The sequence below is a fragment of the Anabaena azotica FACHB-119 genome, assembly GCF_014697625.1.
GTDB lineage: Bacteria > Cyanobacteriota > Cyanobacteriia > Cyanobacteriales > Nostocaceae > Trichormus > Trichormus azoticus_A.
In genome coordinates this window covers 107498-131375 of the sequence record NZ_JACJSG010000012.1, presented here as the reverse complement: position 1 = coordinate 131375, position 23878 = coordinate 107498, and the positions used below count along the sequence as shown (strand labels likewise).

16 protein-coding genes are annotated in these 23878 nt (G+C 39.8%); 11 read left to right on the top strand and 5 right to left on the bottom strand.

The window, feature by feature from the left end:
• The first annotated feature begins 34 nt into the window (after positions 1 to 34).
• Positions 35 to 1894 (top strand): CheR family methyltransferase, encoded by a 1860-nt coding sequence (locus H6G83_RS36375; protein ID WP_190471259.1) that lies wholly within the window; start codon positions 35 to 37, stop codon positions 1892 to 1894.
• Positions 1884 to 4442 carry a PAS domain S-box protein gene (locus tag H6G83_RS36370; protein ID WP_190471257.1) on the top strand — a complete coding sequence of 853 codons (2559 nt, stop codon included), beginning with the start codon at positions 1884 to 1886 and terminating at the stop codon, positions 4440 to 4442. Before H6G83_RS36375 ends, H6G83_RS36370 begins: the two co-directional genes overlap by 11 nt.
• 80 nt (positions 4443 to 4522) lie before the next feature.
• Here the strand turns inward: H6G83_RS36370 and H6G83_RS10980 are convergent, their stop codons facing one another.
• Positions 4523 to 4660 (bottom strand): hypothetical protein, encoded by a 138-nt coding sequence (locus H6G83_RS10980; protein WP_190471254.1) that lies wholly within the window; start codon positions 4658 to 4660, stop codon positions 4523 to 4525.
• A 100-nt stretch (positions 4661 to 4760) separates the two neighbouring features.
• On the opposite strand from H6G83_RS10980, the gene H6G83_RS10975 reads away from it, so the two are divergent.
• From H6G83_RS10975 to mltA, 4 genes are all read left to right on the top strand, one after another.
• Positions 4761 to 10370, top strand: coding sequence for an ATP-binding sensor histidine kinase (locus H6G83_RS10975; protein ID WP_190471251.1), 5610 nt, complete (start codon positions 4761 to 4763; stop codon positions 10368 to 10370).
• Positions 10371 to 11202: 832 nt separating this feature from the next.
• A complete protein-coding gene (locus tag H6G83_RS10970; RefSeq protein WP_190471248.1) occupies positions 11203 to 13149 on the top strand; it encodes an APC family permease in 1947 nt (648 codons plus the stop codon).
• Positions 13150 to 13853: 704 nt separating this feature from the next.
• Positions 13854 to 14108 carry a hypothetical protein gene (locus H6G83_RS10965; protein ID WP_067763798.1) on the top strand — a complete coding sequence of 85 codons (255 nt, stop codon included), beginning with the start codon at positions 13854 to 13856 and terminating at the stop codon, positions 14106 to 14108.
• Entirely contained in the window at positions 14109 to 15341 is a 1233-nt protein-coding gene (mltA, locus tag H6G83_RS10960; protein WP_190471245.1) for a murein transglycosylase A, read from the top strand.
• Positions 15342 to 15428: 87 nt separating this feature from the next.
• Here mltA and glsA read toward each other — a convergent pair whose 3' ends face one another.
• Entirely contained in the window at positions 15429 to 16409 is a 981-nt protein-coding gene (gene glsA / locus H6G83_RS10955) for a glutaminase A (RefSeq protein WP_190471243.1), read from the bottom strand.
• 854 nt (positions 16410 to 17263) lie between these two features.
• Between glsA and H6G83_RS10950 the strand changes: the two genes are divergently transcribed.
• Both H6G83_RS10950 and H6G83_RS10945 read left to right on the top strand, forming a co-directional pair.
• Complete coding sequence (locus H6G83_RS10950; protein WP_190471239.1) at positions 17264 to 18376, top strand: septal ring lytic transglycosylase RlpA family protein; 1113 nt, start codon at positions 17264 to 17266, stop codon at positions 18374 to 18376.
• Between the two features lie 255 nt (positions 18377 to 18631).
• Positions 18632 to 20236: a bifunctional pantoate--beta-alanine ligase/(d)CMP kinase gene (locus tag H6G83_RS10945; RefSeq protein ID WP_190471236.1), complete on the top strand. Its 1605-nt coding sequence runs from the start codon at positions 18632 to 18634 to the stop codon at positions 20234 to 20236.
• A 313-nt stretch (positions 20237 to 20549) separates the two neighbouring features.
• On the opposite strand, the gene H6G83_RS10940 is transcribed toward H6G83_RS10945, so the two are convergent.
• Positions 20550 to 21632: a WG repeat-containing protein gene (locus H6G83_RS10940; RefSeq protein WP_190471233.1), complete on the bottom strand. Its 1083-nt coding sequence runs from the start codon at positions 21630 to 21632 to the stop codon at positions 20550 to 20552.
• Positions 21633 to 21763: 131 nt separating this feature from the next.
• Positions 21764 to 21895 (bottom strand): hypothetical protein, encoded by a 132-nt coding sequence (locus tag H6G83_RS35900; protein ID WP_277876317.1) that lies wholly within the window; start codon positions 21893 to 21895, stop codon positions 21764 to 21766.
• A gap of 154 nt (positions 21896 to 22049) precedes the next feature.
• Between H6G83_RS35900 and H6G83_RS10935 the strand changes: the two genes are divergently transcribed.
• From H6G83_RS10935 to H6G83_RS10925, 3 genes are all read left to right on the top strand, one after another.
• Positions 22050 to 22217 carry a hypothetical protein gene (locus H6G83_RS10935; protein WP_190471404.1) on the top strand — a complete coding sequence of 56 codons (168 nt, stop codon included), beginning with the start codon at positions 22050 to 22052 and terminating at the stop codon, positions 22215 to 22217.
• A gap of 15 nt (positions 22218 to 22232) precedes the next feature.
• The gene (locus tag H6G83_RS10930) at positions 22233 to 22400 is read left to right on the top strand and encodes a hypothetical protein (protein WP_190471230.1); all 168 of its coding nucleotides are present in this window, start codon (positions 22233 to 22235) and stop codon (positions 22398 to 22400) included.
• A gap of 368 nt (positions 22401 to 22768) precedes the next feature.
• Positions 22769 to 23326, top strand: coding sequence for an alpha-ketoglutarate-dependent dioxygenase AlkB (locus H6G83_RS10925; RefSeq protein ID WP_190471227.1), 558 nt, complete (start codon positions 22769 to 22771; stop codon positions 23324 to 23326).
• Between the two features lie 20 nt (positions 23327 to 23346).
• Here H6G83_RS10925 and H6G83_RS10920 read toward each other — a convergent pair whose 3' ends face one another.
• Complete coding sequence (locus H6G83_RS10920) at positions 23347 to 23871, bottom strand: hypothetical protein (protein WP_190471224.1); 525 nt, start codon at positions 23869 to 23871, stop codon at positions 23347 to 23349.
• Positions 23872 to 23878: the final 7 nt, after the last annotated feature.

Below are 23878 nucleotides of genomic sequence, written 5' to 3'. Positions count from 1 at the left end.
AAACGCTATTTTCAGGGTTCCCACATCGTCATTCATGAACAATAACAACGAAGAGCTAGCATTTGAAGAACTTTTGGAATTTCTCAGGCGATCGCGGGGCTTTGATTTCACAGGCTATAAGCGTTCGAGTCTCATGCGGCGAGTACGCAGACAAATGTCTAGTCAGCAAATTGAAACTTTTAGTGACTACCTAGATTACTTGCAAGTTCACCCAGAGGAATTTGCCCCCCTATTTAATACAATCTTAATTAATGTAACTGCTTTTTTTCGAGATGCTAGTGCCTGGAAATATCTGCAAACAGAAACTATCCCGCGCCTGCTCAATGGTAAATCAGAAAAAGCCTACATCCGGGTTTGGAGTGCAGGATGTGCTTCTGGTGAAGAAGCTTACACCTTGGCGATGGTTTTCGCTGAAGTCATGGGAGTAGAAAAATTCCGTCAGCGAGTCAGAATTTATGCTACTGACGTAGATGAAGAAGCCCTAGAACAAGCCCGTCACGCCATTTATACTGAAAAGAAACTCCAGCCCATCTCAAGAGAACTGCGAGAGAAATACTTTGAATCAATGGGCGATCGCTACGTTTTCCGCCCCGACTTGCGCCGACAGGTAATTTTTGGTCGTCACGACTTGGTACAGGATGCGCCAATTTCCCGTCTTGACCTGCTGGTATGTCGCAATACCCTGATGTATTTTAATAGTGAAACCCAGGCAAAAATTTTAGATCGGTTTCGGTTTGCCCTCAATGACACAGGTGTTTTATTTTTGGGCAAAGCAGAAATGTTGCTGACCCACACAAACCTGTTTACAGCCATCAGTTTGCAACAACGCATCTTTCACCGAGTCCCCAAAAACAACCGTCGTGAGCGCTTTTTTCCCTATCCGCAAATGCTTGAGGATGAAACAGGCATTTATTTAACCCAGGACTTACGCTTGCGAGAAGCAGCTTTTGATGCGCTTCCCTTTGCTCAGTTAGTTGTGGACTATCAAGGAAATTTAATGCTGGCAAATGAGCAAGCTAGAGCTATGTTTAATATTAATATCCTAGATCAAGGTTGCCCTTTGCAAGATTTAGAAATCTCCTATCGTCCGCTAGAGTTGCGCTCTCCCATTGAGCAAGCTTACCGAGAGCGCACCCCGATTTTAGTGACAGATGTGATTCGTAATCTTCGAGATGAACAAGTCCAATATTTAGACGTGTATATAGTCCCCCTAGAAGACAGCGATCGCGAAATTATAGGTGTAAGTATCACCTTTAATGACATGACCCGTTGTCAAGACCTGCAAGCAGTTCTCCAGCAAACTAATCAAGAACTAGAAACTGCCAATGAAGAACTCCAGTCTAGCAACGAGGAGCTAGAAACCACCAACGAAGAACTCCAATCTACCAACGAAGAACTAGAAACCACTAACGAAGAACTTCAGTCGGCAAATGAAGAATTAGAGACCATCAACGAAGAACTCCACTCTACCAACGAAGAATTACAAACTATTAATGAAGATTTACGCCAGCGTACCAACGACCTCAACCAAGCCAACGCTTTTTTAAATTCTATCTTGGCTAGCTTGCAGGCTGGAGTGATGGTCGTTGACCGCCAATTTAATATTCTCAGTTGGAATGAAGAAGCAGAAAACCTTTGGGGACTACGCCGTGAGGAAGTCCAGAACCAATCACTGTTTAGTCTCGATATTGGCTTACCAGTGGAGCGATTGCGTGAGCCAATCCGCAACTGTCTAGCAGGAGTGACACAGCGCCAGGAAATGGTGATCGAGGCGATTAACCGCCGAGGACGCAAGATTCAATGTCATATTAGTTACAATCCCCTGCTCGGCTTTGACCGGGAAAGAACCGGAGTAATCTTATTGATGAAAGAGAGCCAAGCCGATGACCCCTAAAGATTTACACTTAGATCAACAAATCATATCTGCTCAAGAGCGTTTAGCACAGATTCAGCAACAAGCGAATGCTCCATCTAGCATTAATAAAGACTTGCTCTCATTAGCGATCGCCGAACTCTCCACAGCCTTGGAGGAGTTGAGTGTTATGGCGGAGGAATTGCACCAGCAAAACGAGGAATTGCTGGGTACTCATCAAATGTTGGAATTAGAACGCCAACGCTATCAAGATTTATTCAACTTTGCTCCAGATGCCTATATGGTGACTGATGACCAGGGAGTTATCTTAGAAGCCAACCATGCAGCGCAAAACTTGCTGAATATTCGCCATGATTACATGGTAGGTAAACCTCTAATTTTGTTTGTGGACTCTGGAGATCATGGAATTATTTACGAACAATTGGAAAAACTGCAAAAATTGCTGATTGAGGGGGGAAAAAATTTCCCCCCCTCAACCAGTCAGCAAAAAAAGACCTACCGGACAGTCAGGCTCTTATTCCAAGAAATAGAAGTGTTTTTAAAACCAAGACAAAAACAACTATTACCCACTGCTATTTCTTTAGCGGCAGAATGTGACCACCAGGGATTAATTCGTCTGTACTGGTTATTCCGCGATCTCAGCGATGTTTTCGACGAGCTTCGCTTACGCAAACAAGCCGAGGAGCAGCTCAAAGCATCAGAAGCACAGTATCGCCTGCTGTTTGAAAATCATCCTCAGCCTATGTGGATTTTCGACCCCCAAACCCTGGCTTTTGTAGCTGTCAATCAAGCGGCGATCGCGCACTATGGCTACTCCCAATCAGAATTTTTAGCCATGACTCTTGTTGATATTCTCGCTCCTGAAGAAATTCCTGTTTTTGAAGAAAAAATAGAGCAGTATCGTTCCCAAGAATTACCCCTTAACTATTACGGAGAATGCCAACACCGCAGGCGGGATGGAAGCATCATTGATGTTGAAATTACCAGCACCCGCATTACTTGGGCGGGAAAAATTGCTTATTTTGTGACGATCAAAGATGTGAGCGCTCTCAAACAAACGCAACAGAAAATTCGTGAACAAGCAGCCTTAATTGATGTGGCTACCGATGCGATTTTCGTTCGGGATTTGCAAAATCATATTATCTTTTGGAGCCGAGGGGCTGAGAGTTTATACGGTTGGACAGCAGAGGAAACTTTAGGGACAATAGCCCATGAAATCTTTCAAAGAGAATTATTATCCCAACTGGAAATAGGTTTACAGGCTACTCTCGAAGATGGTTCTTGGCAAGGTGAGTTAGAGCAAATTACCAAAACTGGTAGAGAAATTACCGTTGCTAGTCGGTGGACATTGGTACAAAATCTCTTCGGACATCCCCAATCAATTCTTGTGGTTAACACCGATATCACCGAGAAAAAACAACTAGAGCAACAATTTTACCGCGCTCAACGCTTGGAGAGTGTAGGAACTCTCGCCAGTGGTATTGCACATGACCTCAACAACGTCTTTGCTCCCATCTTGATGATTGCCCAATTACTGCCTTTAAAATGTAAAAATGTTGATGCAAGGACTCAAGCACTGTTTCAAACACTAGAAACCAGTTCTCAACGTGGAGCCAACTTAATTAAACAAATTCTCACCTTTACTCGTGGCACAGAAGGTCAACATATACTTTTACAACCCGAACATTTACTCAAAGAATTAGTTACAGTCATTAAGCAAACATTTCCTAAATCAATTGAAATTATTAGCAATATCCCTAAAGGCAAACTATGGACGGTACAAGCTGATCCTACCCAACTCGAACAGGTGTTCATGAATTTGGCAGTCAATGCCCGTGATGCTATGCCTAATGGTGGTAAACTCACCATCACAGCCGAAAATCGGATGATTGACACCACATACTCTCGAAAGCACATTGAGGCTCATGCAGGGGGCTACGTCGTTGTGACCGTATCGGATACAGGGATGGGAATTGCGCCAGAATTTTTAGAACGCATCTTTGATCCCTTTTTTACCACTAAAGAAATCGGTAAAGGTACAGGGTTAGGCTTGTCAACAGTTTTAGGTATTGTCAAAAACCACTGTGGTTTTGTAGAGGTCTCAACTCAGTTAGGTAAAGGGACACAATTTCAGGTCTTTTTGCCCAGAGGAGAAGGTGCAGCAACCCAGACAATTACAAAAGCTGAATTACTTCGAGGTAATGGTGAGTCGATTTTAGTGGTAGATGATGAAGTATCAGTTCAACAAACCATTCAAACAACCTTAGAAAATTATAATTACAAAATCCTGGTAGCTAATGATGGCATTGAGGCACTCACTCTTTATATCCAATATGAACAAGAAATTAATGCCGTCTTGCTAGATATGTTTATGCCCAATATGGATGGATTAATCACTATTCGTACCTTGCACAGCCTCAACCCCAACGTGAAAATTATTGCTACTAGTGGCTTACCCGCCAACGAGCAAGATGCTATTGTTGCTGGGGCAGAAACTTTTTTATCTAAACCATACACAGCAAAGGATTTATTAGAGATTTTAGCGCAAGTGTTAGCGACCAGTAAATAAAACATTTGGCGGCGATCGCCACTTTTCAAAAGTAAAAATAATAATTTAGTTGTCAATAAATCTTTGAATAATTTTACAGATCAAGCTATGGCGGTAAGAATGCGATCGCGCAATTTCCTATTGGCAACACTAGCCACAAAAAAATTAGCAGCAGATGCTACGGGTTGTTCTCGTAATGGCAAATAAGCAGATTTAAATCCGCCATAGCCTTTCAACACCTAGCCCCCAATTCATTGACAAATTTTTGGCAAATGTATAGTGACGGCAGTCACATGGGAATACTAAATAATAAACATAATATAGTTAAATTCAAGTATAATGTCAGTATTAATAGGCACGGAATATTGTATCCCAGGCTATCGTATTACCGAACAAATCTATATAAGTAGCAAAACTCTGGTGTATCGTGCCATTAAGCAACGAACCCAAGAATCAGTCATCATCAAAATAATGCGGACTGAATATCCTACTTTCGCAGAAATTGGTCAGTTTCGTAATCAGTACAACATCACTAAAAATCTTCACCTGTCTGGTATTGTCAAACCCCTAAGCTTAGAGAGTTACTACAACAGCTATGCTTTGGTGATGGAAGACTTTGATGGCATATCTTTAAAAGACTGGCAACAAAAAAATTACAAAGACAAACATAAACAAATTTCTCTGGATGAGTTCTTTCATATTGCTATTGGAATTACAGCCATTCTTGATGAACTACATCGTGAGCGGATAATTCACAAAGATATTAAGCCCGCTAATATTCTTATCAACCCTACTACGGGTGAAATTAAAATCATAGACTTTAGTCTGGCGACTATTTTACCTAGAGAAATTCAATCTTTCCTAAATCCCAATGTTTTAGAAGGTACTCTAGCTTATATTTCTCCTGAACAAACAGGCAGAATGAATCGAGGTATTGACTATCGTTCTGATTTTTATTCTTTAGGTATCACCTTCTTTGAATTACTGACAGGTTTGTTGCCTTTTACCAGCAGTGAACCTATGGAGTTAGTTTACTGCCACATAGCTAAAGAACCGCCCAGAGTCAGTCATATTAATCCTCACGTTCCCCTAATTTTATCTAATATTATCAACAAGCTCATAGCCAAAAATGCTGAAGACCGCTATCAGAGTTCTCAAGGAATAAAACATGACTTGGAAATTTGCCGCAGTCAGTGGCAAACAACTGGCAATATAGCCTGCTTTGAGTTAGGACAGCGAGATATTTCCCAAAATTTTGTGATTCCTGAAAAATTGTATGGTCGCCAAAAGGAAATAGAAACTCTCCTAACTATATTTGGGCGAGTCGCAATTGGCAAAACTGAGATGCTTTTAGTTTCAGGTGCTTCTGGTATCGGCAAAACTGCTGTAATTAAAGAAGTTCATAAGCGGATTTTACGCCAAAGTAATTACTTTATTAAAGGCAAATTTGATCAGTTTCAACGTGATATACCTTTGTCCGCATTACTACAAGCATTACGAGATTTAATTAGACAAATACTATCAGAGAATGATGCCCAAATTCAACATTGGAAAAACAAAATATTAACGGCATTAGATACTCAAGGTTACATCCTCACAGAAGTAATTCCTGAACTAGAAAAGATTATTGGTGAACAGACTCCTGTTGCTGAGTTTACTGGTAGTACTTGTCAAAATCGCTTCAATAAGCTTTTACTGAAATTCATTCGTGTCTTTACTAATAAAGAACATCCTTTAGTCATTTTTTTAGATGATTTGCAATGGGCAGATGTAGCTTCTCTCAACTTCATTCAGCTATTAATTAGTCAAAGCGTAATTAAAAAAAATAATAATATTAATGATGGACTACTGTTAGTTGGCGCGTATCGGGATCATGAGGTTTCACCCACACATCCATTGTCTTTGACCATTAAAAAAATTAACGAAGTTAATATCAAGGTCAATATTATTAATTTATTACCTTTAACGCGAAATGATTTGAATCAATTAGTTGCTGATACTCTTCGTTGTAGTCATGAAGTCACCTTAACCCTAACTCAAATCATCTTTACTGAAACTAAAGGAAATCCCTTTTTTGTAACCCAGTTTCTCAAATCTCTTTATGAAAATGAATTAATTAGATTAAATTCAGAAGCTGGATACTGGGAATATGATGCGGAGAAAATACAAAATTTAACTTTTACTGATGATGTTGTAGAATTTATAGCAGAGCAAATCAAAAATTTGCCTTCAGTGACTCAAGAAGTATTAAAAATTGCGGCTTGTATTGGTAATGAGTTTGATTTAAAAACTTTGGCGATCGTTTACAAAAATTCTATATTAAGTACAGCCTATTGCTTAAGGATGGCATTACTAGAAGGGCTGATTATCTTTCAAGGTAGTTACTATAATATAATACCCGAAATAGATATTCATGAAAATATAGGTCTTACCCATCTGCCAACAAACGAACTACCAAATAATTATCAGTTCACTAAGTATAAGTTTGTGCATGACAGAATACAGCAAGCAGCTTACTCTCTCATCTCGGAAACAAACAAAAAATCTCTTCATTTAGAAATTGGCAGATTACTTTATAATAACATTCCACTTGCCGAACGGGAAGAAAAGATATTTGAACTGGTTAATCAGTTTAATGTTGCCATAGAATTAATTACTGATCAAGAACAATGTAATGAATTAGCAGAAATGAATCTGGCTGCTGGACGTAAAGCTTTAGCATCAGCAGCTTATTCAACTGCTATTAAATACTTAATCACTGGTATTGAACTTTTACAACCTAATTGTTGGAATTCTCAATATGAGCTTACCCTAGCTTTACATGAAACTGCCGCAGAAGCTGCGTATCTCAGTGGCAATTTTCAGCAGATGAGGGAATTAGTAGAAATAGTTTTAATACGAGCTAAATCGCTAATACATAAACTTAAAGTCTATGAAATTAAAATAGAAGCATATAAAGCACAAGGTTATAGTTTTGATGCCATTAGAATAGGGATAGAAGTATTAAATTTACTGGATTTAGCGTTTACAGCACAACCCTCTCAGGCAGATATTGAAGTTGAATTACAACAAGTACAGTTAGCTTTAGCCGGAAAAGAGATTGAAAGTTTAGTTAATTTACCTCATCTTACCAACGACAAAAAATTAATATGGATGAGAATACTAGGGCGACTTTTACCTATTAGTTATGCTAGTAATCCTCTGCTATTTTCTTTTATAGCTCTTAAACAAGTTAATTTATCACTTGTCTGTGGAAATTGTGATGTATCATCTCTGGCATATGCAGTTTATGCAGTGATTTGTTGGAATCTATTTGCTGATTACTCTTCTTGTTATCGCTTAGGTCAGGTAGCTTTAAACTTATTAGATATCTTTAATCCCAGAGGACTAGTTTGCATCACAACTTTTGTTGTAAATAATTTTACAATACATTGGCAGCAACACCTCAAAAAAACCTTAAATTCTTTAACAACCGCTTACTCAGTAGGTTTAGAGACTGGAGATTTAGAGCAAGCTGCTTACGCCATATATATGAACTCTGAGCATTCCTTTTTCTTAGGAAATAACCTAACAGAACTAGAGAAGGAAATGAATAATTATTCTGACAAAATTAGCCAATTGAAACAGGAAATACCATTACAGCTACACACAATTAACTGGCAAACAGTATTAAATCTATTGAGTGTAGAAGGTTCATGTTATTTACAGGGTATAGCATATAATGAAGAAAATATGCTGCCTCTTTTGCATGGCATAGGAAATAAAGTTGTAATATTTTATATATATTTGCAAAAACTATTTCTCTGCTATTTATTGGGAAATTATGCCCAGGCTTGGGAAAATGCTACTTGTGCAGAGGAGTATTTAAATACAGCACCAGCAAAATTTGTGGTGACAATTTTCAATTTTTATAGCTCTTTATCTGCCTTAGCTTTGTGTTTAGATAAGGATAAAAATGAGCAACATAATATTCTAAAATATGTCATAAAGAATCAACAAAGAATGAAAAAATGGGCAGAAAATGCCCCTATGAATTTTTTACATAAATATTATTTAGTAGAAGCAGAGCTAAATCGAGTAATTGGTAATAATGTAGATGCTATGGAATTGTACGATCGCGCCATAGCTTTAGCTCAAGAATATGGATATCTTCAAGAGGAAGCTTTAGCCAATGAACTCGCTGCTAAATTTTATTTGCAATGGGGTAAACATAAGTTTGCCCAAACTTATGTAATTGATGCTTACCACTGTTATCTTTGTTGGGGTGCATTAGCTAAGATTCAAGACTTAAAAACACGTTATCCCCAATTTTTAACTACTGTTAGTAAAGCAAGATTGCAGGAGCAAAGCCAGTCTCAATCTAATAATACTAATACTGATGTTGATAGTGATCCCACTCTCACGACTACTCAAAGTGTGATTAGCGCTCGTAGCACCAGCATCGGCAATATACTAGATTTGTCGGCTGTGATCAAAGCTTCACAAGTTCTATCGGGAGAAATTGAACTCCAACAGCTTATTTCTAAGCTCATTGAATTAGTCATGGAAAATACTGGCGCTTCAAAGTGTGTTCTGCTTTTAAAAGAAGATAATACCTTAAACGTTACCGCAGTTAGCAATAACTCGACATTTACAGCTAACCATACAGAGTTTTCATCAATTCCATTCGAGTCTAGTCAGGATGTGCCGATAAATGTTATTAACTATGTCAAACGAACTCAAGAAATATTAGTTATTGAGCATACAGAATTTACCAATATGTTCGCTACAGATAGTTATTTAAGATGGAGAAATCCGAAGAGCATTTTATGCCTTCCCATGATTAAACAAAATAAGTTATTGGGAATTGTGTATTTAGAAAATAATTTAATTATAGGAGCATTTACACGCGATCGCTTGGAAATTCTCAAACTTTTAATTACACAAGCTGCAATCTCGTTAGAGAATGCTATGCTCTATAAAAAGTTAGCCACAGCTAAAGAAAAACTAGAAGACTCTAATCATACATTAGAAGAAAAAGTAGCTATTAGAACCGCAGAAATTAACCAAAAGAATTCTAGTTTGCAAGCTGCTCTTGAAGAGTTGAAATTAACTCAAGCTAAATTAGTCCAAAGTGAAAAAATGTCGTCTCTAGGGCAAATGGTAGCGGGAATAGCCCACGAAATTAACAATCCCATCAACTTTATCCATGCCAATCTTCACTACACTAGCACCTATATCGAAAACTTATTAGATTTAATTAAGATATATCAGCAGGAGTATTCTATTGCTAATCCTAAAATTATAGAGAAGTCACAAGAAATTGATTTGAATTTTATTATTGATGATTTACCAAAAATTCTCAGTTCTATGAAACTTGGCAGTACAAGAATCCGCAACATAGTTCTGAGTCTACGTAACTTTTCTCGTTTGGATGAAGCCGAAATGAAACCAGTTGATATTCATGAAGGCATTGATAATACTTTGCTACTTTTGCAACATCGAATTAAGAAAATTGGTAGTAGCAATAAACGATTGTGTGAGCAAGTAAAACCTGAAATTGAAATTATTAAAGACTATGGAAAATTACTTCCAGTCACTTGTTATGCTAGTCAACTTAATCAAGTATTCATGAATATATTGACCAACGCAATTGACGCTTTAGAACATTCAAACTTTAAAGATAATGAACGAATGCACAGACCGCAAATTCGTATTAATACTGCATTAATAAACTCTAATACCATAAGAATCTCTATATCTGATAATGGTTGTGGGATGACAGAAGAAACACAACAGAAAATTTTTGATCTATTTTTTACTACTAAGCCAATCGGTAGTGGTACAGGATTAGGTCTATCTATTAGTTATCAAATAGTAGTGGAAAAACATAAAGGTAAATTAATTTGTAATTCTACTCCTGAAGAGGGAACAGAATTCATTATAGATATACCATTACAATATCTATAAAATGAAAAAGCCTGGATTATCTTGCCAAAAACCAAGGTTAAATATTCAATATATTCTGCTATTTTCTTTATAAGCTTATGCTGCTAATATTACTTTGTTTAGTTTATGTGCTTTAAAATAAAATTTAACTGTTTTATTGTATAATATACAACTGGAATTGTTAAAGATAAAATATTTATAGCAGGGGACAGGTTACAGGGGACAGGGTTAAAAGCCTTTGAAAGTAAAGGTTTGAAGATTGAATGATGTCCTAATCTATAGGGCGACTGCTATATCTTGACTTGATATATAAGTAATAATACTAATTATTTATTATTTTTTTAACAATTCTAGCTAATATAACTAATAGAGTATTCACTTGATTGAGGCTTTAAAGGAATACATTCTCTTCGGTAGATACTTAAATGCCTTAACTTACAGGTAACCAAATCTTAATCAAAGCTAATCTACTTCTGTTTGCTAAAAGTTTATTTATTCATGCGAATCTATATATAAAACCAGAGATGGAAGCAGATAAACATAAGTAAATTTAATAATGATTTAAGTTTATCTGTGACTTCGGAGGCTAACTTATGTGCATAACTGCGATATTACAGAGGTTGTAGCGGTGTAGTCCGTTGATAGACCTTAAATTTGTTTGTCTATAGTCTTTTACTATATTTGTAGTTGAAAATTTTTCATCTAAGTTAGGGCTTACGCATAAAAACGAATGGAGTATGGGACTGTATGTATTCAAATCCTTACACCCTGCTAACTTAGGGAATGTCGTTGTGTAAGTCTTGAAAGTTCCAGAATTTCCATCTCAGCTATTTCTACAACAAAACTGTGTTTAATGGCTAAACAAACTATTTCCACAAAACATCTCGGCAGACGGTTGATGGACTGGTTGCTAGAAGAAGACAGAAGCAAGAAAGAAGGCCCTTACCGTAAGGAAGAAGCACATCGCAAGCATCCCTGGTGGCAGGTAATGTGTTTAACTGGTGTAGATTATTTTTCTACCCTTGGTTATCAACCAGGTATTGCAGCATTAGCAGCAGGCGCTCTTTCTCCCATAGCTACCTTGATTTTAGTTTTACTAACACTTTTTGGTGCATTGCCAATTTATCGCCGCATTGCTGGTAAAAGTTTTAATGGTGAAGGTTCTATTGCCATGTTGGAGCATTTGCTTTCTTGGTGGCAAGGGAAATTACTTGTATTATGTCTACTCGGTTTTGTGGCGACGGACTTCATCATTACAATTACTCTATCGGCTGCTGACGCTACCGCCCACATCATCGAAAATCCTCTCACGCCAAATATATTCGATAATCAAAGTATTGCTATTACCCTGATATTAGTATCGTTATTAGGGGCAGTTTTTTTGAGGGGTTTTCGAGAAGCAATTGGTATTGCAGTGGTTTTGGTCAGCGTTTATCTGCTGCTAAATTTAATTGTCATTGGCGTGGGGTCGTATCAAATTCTCATTAATCCATCAACGATCGCCAATTGGCAAGCAGCAGTTTTTGCCCGTCACTCCAATATTTTTACCATCCTTGGTGTATCTATCTTGCTATTTCCCCGGTTAGCACTGGGTTTATCAGGTTTTGAAACTGGTGTCACCGTTATGCCTTTGGTTCAAGGTAGTAGCGAAGATACTCCAGATCACCCTAGAGGACGCATTCGTAATACTCGTAAGCTACTGGCGGCGGCGGCTTTAATTATGAGTTTCTTCTTACTCACCAGCAGCTTTATTACCACCTTGCTGATACCAGTTTCAGAATTTGCCACAGGTGGTAAAGCCAACGGACGCGCCCTAGCTTATCTGGCTCATCTATATTTAGGTAACAGCTTTGGCACAATTTATGACCTCAGCACCATTTCTATTCTGTGGTTTGCTGGTGCATCGGCAATGGCAGGACTACTAAATATTGTGCCTCGCTACCTGCCACGTTATGGTATGGCTCCCAGTTGGGCATTAGCCGCCAGACCTTTAGTGTTGGTATATACAGCGATCGCCTTTGTAGTTACCATTATCTTCCGAGCAGATGTCGAAGCCCAAGGAGGAGCTTACGCTACAGGTGTCTTAGTGTTAATCACTTCCGCCGCCTTTGCCGTCACCCTCTCCGCCCACCGTCAGCGCTCCACAAAAGGCAGATTTATCTTTGGTATGATCACGATTGTATTTATATATACAACTATTGTCAATATCATCGAAAGACCAGAAGGTATTAGAATTGCTGGGTTCTTCATCGGTACAATTATTATTACCTCCTTAGTGTCCCGCGTTTGGCGGTCAACTGAGTTACGGGTAGAACAAATCGAAATTGACGAACTCGCGCACCAATTCCTTGCCGAAGAAAGCCAAGGAGCAATTCGCCTCATTGCTAATCGATTGAGTGAGGGCAATGAACAAGAGTATTGTGCTAAAGAGAAAGAAGTACGCGATGACAACCATATTCCGCCAACAGATCCCATTCTCTTTTTAGAAATCATCGTCTCCGATGCTTCAGACTTCGCTGAAGTTATCAAAGTCAAAGGCGTACAAGTGGGAGATTACCGCATCCTCCGCGCTGAGAGTGCAGCCGTACCGAATGCGATCGCCGCTTTACTTCTATATATACGTGATCAAACCGGGAAAATCCCTCATGCTTACTTCGGCTGGGTAGAAGGAAACCCCATCCAATACTTGCTGCGTTTTATCCTGTTTGGTGAAGGTGATATCGCCGTAGTTACCCGCGAAGTCCTGCGCCGGGCAGAGAAGAACCCCCAAAGGCGACCTGCTATTCATGTGGGAGGGTAGACAGTTGACAGTTGACAGTTGTCAGTTGTCAGTTGACAGGTTGTTTTCACTACCCACTCACACATTTACTGGCTTTAAAATTCTTGGGAACCGTCTCCTAGTGAGTAACCGTCATAGGCGGAAAGGAAAACTTAGGAGTAATGGTTCATGAGTTTCTATAGCTAGGACATTTGGAGAGTAACGCATTCCCCACGGATAAATCCGGGGGCTTTTAGTAGCCCTGAGAAATAGCGGTTGGATTCCTGTTCAGGTTTCGCAATACTATCCCCCGAACCTCTGGGCGCGGTTACGATTAAAGAGGATGTACTCATCCCCACGCCCCAAAAACACATTGTTTTGCCCATTAGCAAGCAATATGTTTCTACCCTATCAAGACTACGCGACAGTCTTTATGTCTACTGGCTGAAGCCGTTTCTATGGGGTTGCACAGTGCCTTGCTCATTTCGACACAGGGTTATTATCTCATGAAACACAAGTATTTTGAACAGCGATTAAAATCACCTGCGCCTTACCCCCATACATGAATGTAGGGGCTTCCACGGCGCGATGTATCTGGTGATGAGTGCTGGGAGATTCTTAATTTTGAATGCGCGAATTTTGAATGCGCGAATTTTGAATTGATTACTCCCCCGTATGCTTACCCTTTTCATTCTGGTAAAACGTGGTTAACAATGGGTTGAACATAATTTTAGGGATTCAACCTTATGCCGAGAACGCCGAGTGAATACGCCGTACACCTGATGTTGGAAAGTGGTCATCGTGAGGAAGTCCGGTTTCCCACGATTCAGGATTTCCAAAAATGGTATAGTGGGGAGCTTGTACCCAAATGTGGTTCTAGTGATTTTATTAGCGTACCAATCAAGAATATTCAGGGAGAGTATATGGTGGTGCGCCCATCCCGGATTGTGGCAATTCGGGTAGAACCTGTGTTTAGTTCTAGTGTTGAAAGATTCAACTGAATGATGAGAAAAACCCTTGCTTTGGTTTCCTTGAGTCTGGGAATTGCTTGTGTAAGTCCGATCGCAGTAGCTCAGGTGATTAATGTTCCGTCACCAGTCCCTAGCAAACCTGTACTACGCTCATTGGGAACAAGTCAGCCACTCGCACTTGTACAAGTTGGCAATAATTGTGTTACCCAAAATCCTTGTTTGGGTTTTGATGAGCAACTTTTTGGTATTGGTAGACCAAGTGACCGCCAAGCGCTACTAGCGTCAATTGATAACAGTCTGCGTTATTTAACAACTAATACCGCTAAACGAATCTATCAAAATTATCCCGTCAAAGGAATTACCCTCACTCGTGTCAGGCGGAGTTTGTTGCGTTTCCGCCAACTAGTTGTCAACTCTAGAACTCCCGCCGAACTGCAAGCTGCTGTGCGACGAGAGTTTGCTTTTTACCAGTCTGTAGGTAACGATGGCAAGGGTACTGTCAAGTTTACCTCCTACTACCAGCCAGTTTATCAAGCTAGCCGTGTGAGGACATCTATATATAAGTATCCTGTTTATCGATTACCTTCTAATTTCAGCAAGTGGCCGAAACCACACCCCACAAGGCTGCAACTAGAAGGGGAAGACGGTTTACAAGGGGATAAAGGTCTGTTGCGTGGTTATGAATTGTTCTGGTTTAGCGATCGCCTAGATGCCTACATGGTGCAAATTCAAGGTTCTGCCCAAATTAAGTTAGCTGATGGCGGCCAAACTGCGATCGGCTACGGCGGCGGAACCGATTATCCCTGGACTAGTATCGGGCGAGAACTGGCAAAAGACGGCAAACTGCCCTTATCGGGAATGACGCTACCAAAAATGATCAGTTACTTCCGCCAACAACCAGAGGAACTGAACGTTTATCTGCCACGTTGGGAAAGATTTGTCTTCTTCCAAGAAACAGGTAGTAGACCAGCTACTGGTAGTATTAATGTACCAGTGACGGCAGAACGTTCCATTGCCACCGATAAATCTTTAATGCCTCCAGGCGCACTAGCGCTGATTCATACTTCCATTCCCTTCCCCTCGGATAGTGGCAGCATGGAGTATCGCACCGTCAGCCGCTATGTTTTAGATCAAGATACAGGTAACGCCATCAAAGGCCCAGGCAGAGTAGATTACTTCATGGGAACCGGCAAACAAGCAGGCGATCGCGCAGGCGTTACTGGCGGCCCTGGTTCACTATATTATTTGCTGCTGAGGAGATAATCAGTTATCAGTTAACAGTTAACAGTTAACAGTTAACAGTTATCAGGTGATATTCACTGTTCACTGATAACTGTTAACTGACACTCCCTACTCCCCAGTCCCAAATTTCCCACATTCAAATAGATGTAACCCCAACTGCCCTGAAAGTTCTTCGCAAACTTTCACACCCCGCACGCTGTTACCTCTAATATCTAAAGGTGGAGAAAATACAGCAATGCCCATCTTATTGGGGACAACTGCTAAAATTCCGCCACAAACGCCGCTTTTGGCAGGAATCCCCACTTTATAAGCCCACTCGCCCGCAAAGTTGTACATCCCACAGGTGTACATGACGCTGAGGATATCTTTTATATATCTACTATTTACTGCTTGTTCTCCTGTGATTGGGTTTACGCCCCGGTTCGCTAAGGTAGCCGCCATCACTGCTAAGTCATGGCAATTCACCATCACAGCACATTGTTGAAAATATAGGTCTAAGGCTTCTTCTATATTTTTATCTATCATGCCAAAGTTGAGCATGAGGTGCGCCATTGCTCGGTTACGGTGTCCGGTGCTGCGTTCGGAAGTAAATACGGAAATGTCCACGAATACGTCATGGCCGATATAGCGGCGAAACATTTCCAGTACGCGATTGAGGCGTTCTGTTGCTCCCGCCCCTTTGATTAAACTAGTAGTGGCGATCGCACCAGCATTTACCATCGGGTTATAAGGTCGCTTCGATTGCTCATCCAAAATAATCGCATTAAAAGCGTCCCCTGTTGGTTCTACACCAACCCTGGTTAACACATAATCTCGTCCGTGGTCTTCCAAAGCCAGTCCGTAAGCAAAAACTTTAGAAATTGACTGAATAGTAAAAAGTTGTTGATAATCTCCTACCTGATAAACCTGACCGTCTACCGTAACGATGGAAATACTAAATAGATCCGGGTCAACTTTGGCTAGTTCTGGTATGTAGTTTGCTACTATCCCTTCCTTTAATGACTTGTATTTAGAATGCAAATCATTAATCACCGTTAACAGGGGGGAGGGTAGTATTTCCAAATCTCCTTGATTTACTTTATTGGTCATCAGCTAATAGCTTGCTCTCGAAAATTGAATTTTATTAAGTAATTTGGGGTTTTTCAACAACTGTTATTTTTTATACATTTGTTGGTCGGGTTACTCAAACTAACCCCTTATTCCCCATTATCTCACTATGCAATTCTGTTTTTAAATTAAAACAAAATAGCTACAAAACTAGGAAGTTTTTTTTACTTAGCTTTACTGCCTTTGGTTGTCACCCATATCACGTTTTTTTACAAATTTAAAAGTAGGAATACATATCCATGTATCATAAAAAATCAATGGTAGTAAATACTCACTTGTATATTTTTCCAAAATTTTCGCCTCTGTAACCATTGACATATCTTGGTTATAGGCTAATATGAAGTAAGTATAAAATAAATTAATGACATCAAGTTAGATAGAAAATAATGTAGTATAAGAAATTACTATTTTTTTATTAAAAATATTAATAAGCATTAAAAAATACATCAAATATTAGAAGTATTACTTAAAATTTAGATGAATTAAAAGGTGATTTCCTATCAGGAAATTATGAAGTTTTATAAAAAAAATCCTAGTAGATCGAAAAAAACGCTACATAGGCAAAATCCGCGTTTGAACAAGGTTTCACCCTTGTTCACAGAAACAAAATTTGTTTAAAGGGTCGATCTCTACGCTAAAACCCTGATCCCCAACTCCAGAAGTTCGTGTTAGTCTGTTGCAGTTACAAACCAAGAAAGTGAAAGCGGAACGAGTTTGCATTTTTAGGAGTTGCCACTAAAAAGTGAACCAAACTCTTAGGAGTCGCCACTACAAAGTGAATCAAACTCTGATGAGTTAAAAAACTGCTGTTCTACAGTCGCTTTAAAATCGGACGCATGAATCAAAGACATTTGTGGACTATTGTCGCCCTCTCTGTAACTGTTCTGGGTACGCCCGCAGTCGGTCGGACTCAAACTACTAAAACCACAGCACCAGATGCACAAATTTTAGCTAGTGATGTAGTCAAGGTAGGAGAGTTTCAATCAAGAGAAGGCAAAACAACCTCGGATGCTGTGATCACAAGCATTCATCCTCACAACATTGGAGGTCGTAGGGCGGCAACCCTATTTATCCGCCAAATTCCAGTTCTCACATTTTTGAGTTCTAAGCCAGTTGCCAGTGCAGAAACTAAAATCGGTGCAATTGGAAGTGCTGAGGGTACGGAGTTGTACAAATCGAATACAGAAAACTCAGTTCAAGTGGCGAGTATCGGGAATTTAGCGGATGCCAGAAACCAGAACCGTTCATTGAATGATGATCCAGTTAAGAAAGCTAGTTTAGTAGCAGCAAGAATCAACCAGCTAATTAGGGATAACGTTAAAGCTGACAAAATTACCGTCAGTTGGAAAGGACAAGACCCCTCCGCAGTTGCCTCCCAATCTCAAAAGAGAAATTCTTCCAGTCAACAACAATCAGACCGCTACACCATCAAAGTCAACAATCAAGAATTGGTGGAAATCAATCAAAATACCAGACTAGCAGACTCCACCAATAATCTGGCTAACGATGCGTTGCAAGCTACCAACCGTCTACGCAGACTTATAGGCAATGCTTCGCCTCTGACAGAAGTTGCTAATTTACCGAGGCGATCGCCAAAGTCATCAAACCCCATAGCAAATATACCACAGCAAATTGCTAGCACTATCAAACTTACCTTCCAAGGCATAGCTTCCTTCTACGGTCATGGAGATGGCTTCGCTGGTAAACCCACAGCCACAGGTGAGAGATATAATCCCAATGGGCTGACAGCTGCCCACCGTAGTCTACCTTTTGGTACAAGAGTTCGTGTTACCAACACCCGCAATGGTCGTTCGGTGGTAGTGCGAATCAACGACCGAGGGCCATTTATTCGGGGTAGGGTGATTGATTTATCCACAGGTGCAGCCAGGATGCTAGGCATGATTGGCAGTGGTATTGCACCAGTAAGGATTGAAGTTTTGGGAAGATAGGGACTAGGGACTGAGGACTGGGGACTAGGGAATAAAATCAGAACTCAGACAAAAGTAATAAGAATAAGAAAAGAATATATCCAATCCCCAATCCCCAATCCCCAATCCCCAATCCATATTCCACAGAAAGAGCAAAGGTTTCTCCTTTTCCCCTTTGCCCAACCCCCAATTCCTCTAGTTCATTCATCTCTTGCCCCTAATTCAGATATAAACTAACGGGGAAGAGGCTCAATAAAGAACTAGGGGTATTTTTTTGTGCGCCTGTTGACAACAGTTGCGGCTTTACGCTGCTATTTAATTAAACGTCGCTGGGAAAGTCAGGTAACAGTATTAGAAGAACAGATACTTGATGGCATGACCAGTTGGTATCAAACGGCTATTGGTCTGGTTCCCACAATGGGTAATTTGCATCAAGGGCATTTAAGCTTGATTGAACGGGCGCGGCAAGAAAACTCGACTGTGATTGTGAGTATTTTTATCAATCCTCTGCAATTTGGCCCTAATGAGGATTATGGACGTTATCCCCGCACTTTAGAACAAGACCGACAATTGTGCGAACAAGCTGGAGTTGATGCAATTTTTGCACCTTCTCCGGACGAATTGGGAATACCGCAGAAAAATATACAAGAGTCTCAGGTTACACAAGTGATCCCTCCATCTGCTATGATATCTGGCTTGTGTGGTCGTTCTCGGTTAGGTCACTTTCAGGGTGTAGCGACGATTGTGACCAAGCTTTTAAACTTGGTACAACCTGATCGAGCCTATTTCGGTCAGAAAGATGGTCAGCAGTTGGCGGTGATTAAACGGCTGGTTGCTGATTTAAATTTGCCTGTAGAAATTGTTGCTTGTGCGACTGTGCGAGAAGCTTCTGGTTTGGCCTGTAGTTCTCGTAACCAGTATTTAACTGCCCAGGAAAAACAGCAAGCAGCTGTATTGTATCGCGGTTTGTTGCAAGCTGAGGCTGCTTTTAAGGCTGGTGTTCGCGATCGCAGTAGGTTGCTAGAAGTGGTACAGCAGGAATTAGCACAGGTTAGTAGTGTTTTAGTTGAATATATTGAATTAGTTGATCCGACTACGTTAATGCCATTAAATAAAATTCAGGAGGAAGGAATGCTCGCGATCGCAGCTCGTCTTGGTGCTACCCGTTTGATTGATAATACCATCATGAGCGATCGCCAACCTATCATCGCTATTGATGGGCCTGCCGGTGCGGGAAAATCCACCGTCGCCCGTCAAGTGGCAACTCAGCTAGGTCTAGTTTATTTAGATACGGGAGCTATGTACCGTGCTGTCACTTGGTTAGTGCTACAACAGGGTATTGCCATTGACGATGATTGTGCGATCGCTGAATTAGCCAACAAGTGCAAAATAGAATTGACTCCTAGCCAAGATATCAAATTCCCGGTGCGGGTGTGGATTAATGATACTGATGTTACCCAGGCTATTCGCTCAATTGAGGTGACTTCTCAAGTATCGGCGATCGCGGCTCAAGCTGCTGTACGTCAAGCACTAGTCAAACAACAGCAAAACTGGGGTAAACGCGGTGGACTAGTAGCCGAAGGTAGAGATATTGGTACTCATGTATTTCCTGACGCTGAAGTGAAAATCTTTTTAACTGCTTCAGTAGGTGAACGCGCTCGTCGCCGCCAGCAGGACTTTAAAACCCAAGGTCAACCAGAGGTAAGCCTAGAACAACTGGAAAAAGACATCGCTGAACGTGATTGGAAAGATAGCACTCGTAAAGTTTCCCCCCTGAAGAAAGCCGTAGATGCTATTGAACTGCAAACAGATGGACTCAGCATCTCAGAAGTTACCTCAAAAATTGTTGACTACTATCAACAACGCTTGTCTCAATGGTAATTACCGCACATGGTCGTTAATAGGGGCGGGTTTATAGATATTCTCATCTATGATTGGTATCTTCATAAACCCGCCCCTACTAATCAATGGCTGTCTCTCCTGAAATGTCATGCAAAAAACTTTACAATCAGCTATATTTAGAACATAAGAAACGTATTGAATATTTTAGATTCTTTGATATAAAATTCATCTACCTTTAGATATATTTTTGTTTATGAAATCCTACTATTAAAGGCATAAGTTAAGAAAATTAGGAGATAGCTGAATAAGTTCAATGCGTAAGTCCGATGAATAAAACGATGAACTTAAATATTTAAAAACTCGGATACCAAATATACTTTCCCCCTTTATTGATATAGCCCATCTTGTCACCAATCGATACACTCGCAATGCCTTGAGAAAAACCTCCAACACGATCAAACTGTGGAGTGATGACAAGCTTTCCAGCTTTATTAATATAGCCCCACTTCTTACCAATTCTTACCGCCGCAAGTTCATCTATAAAAATTCCTGCTTCATCAAATTGAGGTTTAATTACAATTTGTCCTAATGTGTTAATATACTCCCACTTGTTGCCAATACGTACAACTGCCCATTCATCAAAAAAATTCTCAACACTATCAAATTGTGCTGGAATTACTAGCTTTCCATTTTTGTTAATAAAGCCAAACTTATAGCTAATTGCTAAACCATCCTTGTAGGCAGAAGGGACTCCAACAGATGTCAAACCATTGAGGAAAAATGGGCTAGTAAAAATAAATTCTTTATCTGAGATAATTAGCTTCCCTGTTTTGTCGATAAATCCATACTGACTGTTAATTCTTACAAGCGCCAGTTCCTCGGAAAAATCAAAAGCTTCTTCAAACTGAGGATTTATTACCATTTTTCCGGTCTTGTCTATATAGCCCCAAAAACCAATAGTAGTTTGAACCCGTGCTAGCCCTTTTGAGAAACTGTTAGCATAATCAAATTGCGGAGGAATAACTATCTTACCACTTGCGTTAATATAGCCCCACTTTCCACCAATTGATACAGCAGCTAGTCCTTCAAAGAAGTTTTTAAGTTCATCAAATTGTGGTCTGATAACAAGCTTTCCATTATGGTCTATAGCTCCCCACTTACTTTGAACTTTTACCCGTGAAATCCCTTCAAAAAAAGGATTGGCATCATCAAATTGTGGGCTAAAAATTAGCTTTCCCTCAGTATTAATAAAACCCCACTTGCCTTTAATTCTAACAGCAGCTAGTTCTTGTTCATCAAAGTCTTCAGCAAAACTAAATTGGGGTTGAATTACAACCTTACCAGCCTCATTAATATATCCCATCTTGCCATTTTGAGAGACAAGAAGTAACCTTTGTGCTTGTTGTTTTGGTTTTAGCGATGCACTGGATGACATAACTGCCTCTTGGGAACTGCTTGAGCCAATGGTGGGTGTTTGGCAGCTACTGGTTATCAAACTCAAAATAGTAAAAATTATACAGAAGCTACTAGCTTGCTTCATCAGACTCATCCGCAAATAAAAAATGCTTACTGTAACAGGGTTTGAAAAAGTTGAATACAACAGGCGATCGCAGCACGGTCTAAGGCTAGACCCTGGCGGATGGAGAAATTGAAGATGGCGGGGTTACTCAAGGAAAACCCAGGCTTAGATTTTCTCATGGAGTGCTGGAACGATGACCCCGCCTTGCAGATTGTAATTACGAGGTTGGTCAGGAAGTGTCCGCAGTGGGGTTATGTCGTTGTGGATGGGGAGTTGGTGAAGTGGGAGAGAGGGTAATGCAGTGCGGCAATACGAAAGCGTTCGTCGCAGACGTTGGCGCAGCCATCGCTGCCTGAGTCTGTAGATAAATCAGTACAACCGAGTCATCAAGAGATTCAGGAGGTATTGCAGCAGTTACTCGAAATTCCCTGTACTCCTCAGTTCCGGTTAAACGGGGAGATTCAACGCACTGTTCGGCGGTACTGGGTGGAATGGCACTAAGAAAAGCTCTAAGCTATGTATAATAAGGGCTACAGCTTTAATGCCTACTTCCGCAGTTATGGCATCGGTAGCGGCGATGGCGTAACCGCCCGCCTAGAGGGCGATCGCAGATGGGGAAACGATGTAGGTTGCCCAAAAATTCCTGTTGGTAGAAAAAGCTTATTCGTCCGTGAAATACTTTGATGAGAACGAGCAAGCACACACGATAACTACTATGACATTATGAGTACAAATCCTCAAGGATAAATGAGCGTCAGGGTTTGGGGCTAACTTTTAAAGAATTACTGCCAGAATCAGCAATTAACCAAGCAATATCTAAGTTAAAAATCAAATACAAAAAGCGATTATTTGACCCAGTAGTAACCTTATGGGCATTTTTTTATCTTTACAAGGTACTCGCCATCATTTACTAAATTTTATTCCCAAATTAGAGCCTGCTAACTCTAAAAAATGTTACAGTTTTTTTTAGTTGCTTTGCCTACACCTTGGACTAAGCAATTGTGAAAATATAAAAAAAGTAAATTCATAAAATAATTTAATGAGAGTTGTAAATGTTACCTTCTGGGCTTACTTATCTTCCTAACTATATTTCACAACAAGAACATGATTATTTAATATCTGTTATTGATCAGCAACCTTGGTTAAGTGATTTAAAACGAAGAGTGCAACACTATGGCTATCGCTATAACTACACAAAACGGTCAGTAGATTTAAGTATGTATATAGGAGAATTACCTGATTGGGGTCAAAAACTAGGACAACGACTTCTCAATGATAAATGGTTCACAAACATACCTGATCAACTCATTGTCAATGAATACCAACCAGGACAAGGCATTTCAGCACATATTGATTGTGTACCTTGCTTTGGTTCTACAATTACCTCTTTAAGCCTTGGCTCAAGTTGTGTGATGGATTTTATTAATTCTCAAACTGGTGAAGTCGTTTCTCTTCTACTGGAACCCTGTAGCTTATTAATAATGTCTAATGAGTCTCGTTATAAATGGCAACATGGCATTAAGCCCCGTAAAAGCGATATTTATAAGGGAGAAAAGCGAGTGCGAAAACGTAGAGTTTCACTAACTTTTCGGATAATGATATTGAACTAATATAGCATTCACGTATCTTGTTAAGTAGATTTTTCTATAAGCCGTCCATTAGTATTAACAAAGTGTTCTAATAATTCCAAAAAGTTATTGCAATAGTAATGATAGGGTTCAGAGTCAAAGCAACGGTAAACTCCCCATATACGTTTTCCTGTGGCTTCAAAACCAAAGCCAAGACCTTGCATTTTATCAGGACGAGGATTATTCAAGTCTCGAACAAGAGCAATTGAACAAAAGGTAAGAACTCCGTCTGAAGAAATAGCTTCCCCAGGATCATACAAAAGATGTGTTGAAATTTCGTTAGAGATACCAAAAACATCTAGGGATAGAAGATCTGTCTGTTGCGAATAACTCAATCCTCCATAACATTCCAAAAATTCGGTGTAATAAGTATCTTTTTGAATAAAAGGATAAAGCTTATACACTTCTTCAAGAATAGGTTGCAATGTAATGTTAGCTGCAATAGGATGTTTTGGCCCATAGTCTGTGTAAAGCTCCCCCATTGTCCTTAAGCAATCAATCAAAGAATGAATATTATGTTGTTTCATGATTAAA

Excerpts from the sequence above, each read along its gene's own strand:
- H6G83_RS36375 (WP_190471259.1), top strand. The coding sequence starts at position 35 with ATGAACAATAACAACGAAGAGCTAGCATTTGAAGAACTTTTGGAATTT.
- H6G83_RS36370 (WP_190471257.1), top strand. The coding sequence starts at position 1,884 with ATGACCCCTAAAGATTTACACTTAGATCAACAAATCATATCTGCTCAA.
- H6G83_RS10975 (WP_190471251.1), top strand. The coding sequence starts at position 4,761 with ATGTCAGTATTAATAGGCACGGAATATTGTATCCCAGGCTATCGTATT.
- H6G83_RS10970 (WP_190471248.1), top strand. The coding sequence starts at position 11,203 with ATGGCTAAACAAACTATTTCCACAAAACATCTCGGCAGACGGTTGATG.
- H6G83_RS10965 (WP_067763798.1), top strand. The coding sequence starts at position 13,854 with ATGCCGAGAACGCCGAGTGAATACGCCGTACACCTGATGTTGGAAAGT.
- mltA (WP_190471245.1), top strand. The coding sequence starts at position 14,109 with ATGATGAGAAAAACCCTTGCTTTGGTTTCCTTGAGTCTGGGAATTGCT.
- glsA (WP_190471243.1), bottom strand. The coding sequence starts at position 16,409 with ATGACCAATAAAGTAAATCAAGGAGATTTGGAAATACTACCCTCCCCC.
- H6G83_RS10950 (WP_190471239.1), top strand. The coding sequence starts at position 17,264 with ATGAATCAAAGACATTTGTGGACTATTGTCGCCCTCTCTGTAACTGTT.
- H6G83_RS10940 (WP_190471233.1), bottom strand. The coding sequence starts at position 21,632 with ATGTCATCCAGTGCATCGCTAAAACCAAAACAACAAGCACAAAGGTTA.
- H6G83_RS35900 (WP_277876317.1), bottom strand. The coding sequence starts at position 21,895 with ATGAGAAAATCTAAGCCTGGGTTTTCCTTGAGTAACCCCGCCATCTTC.
- H6G83_RS10930 (WP_190471230.1), top strand. The coding sequence starts at position 22,233 with ATGTATAATAAGGGCTACAGCTTTAATGCCTACTTCCGCAGTTATGGC.
- H6G83_RS10925 (WP_190471227.1), top strand. The coding sequence starts at position 22,769 with ATGTTACCTTCTGGGCTTACTTATCTTCCTAACTATATTTCACAACAA.
- H6G83_RS10920 (WP_190471224.1), bottom strand. The coding sequence starts at position 23,871 with ATGAAACAACATAATATTCATTCTTTGATTGATTGCTTAAGGACAATG.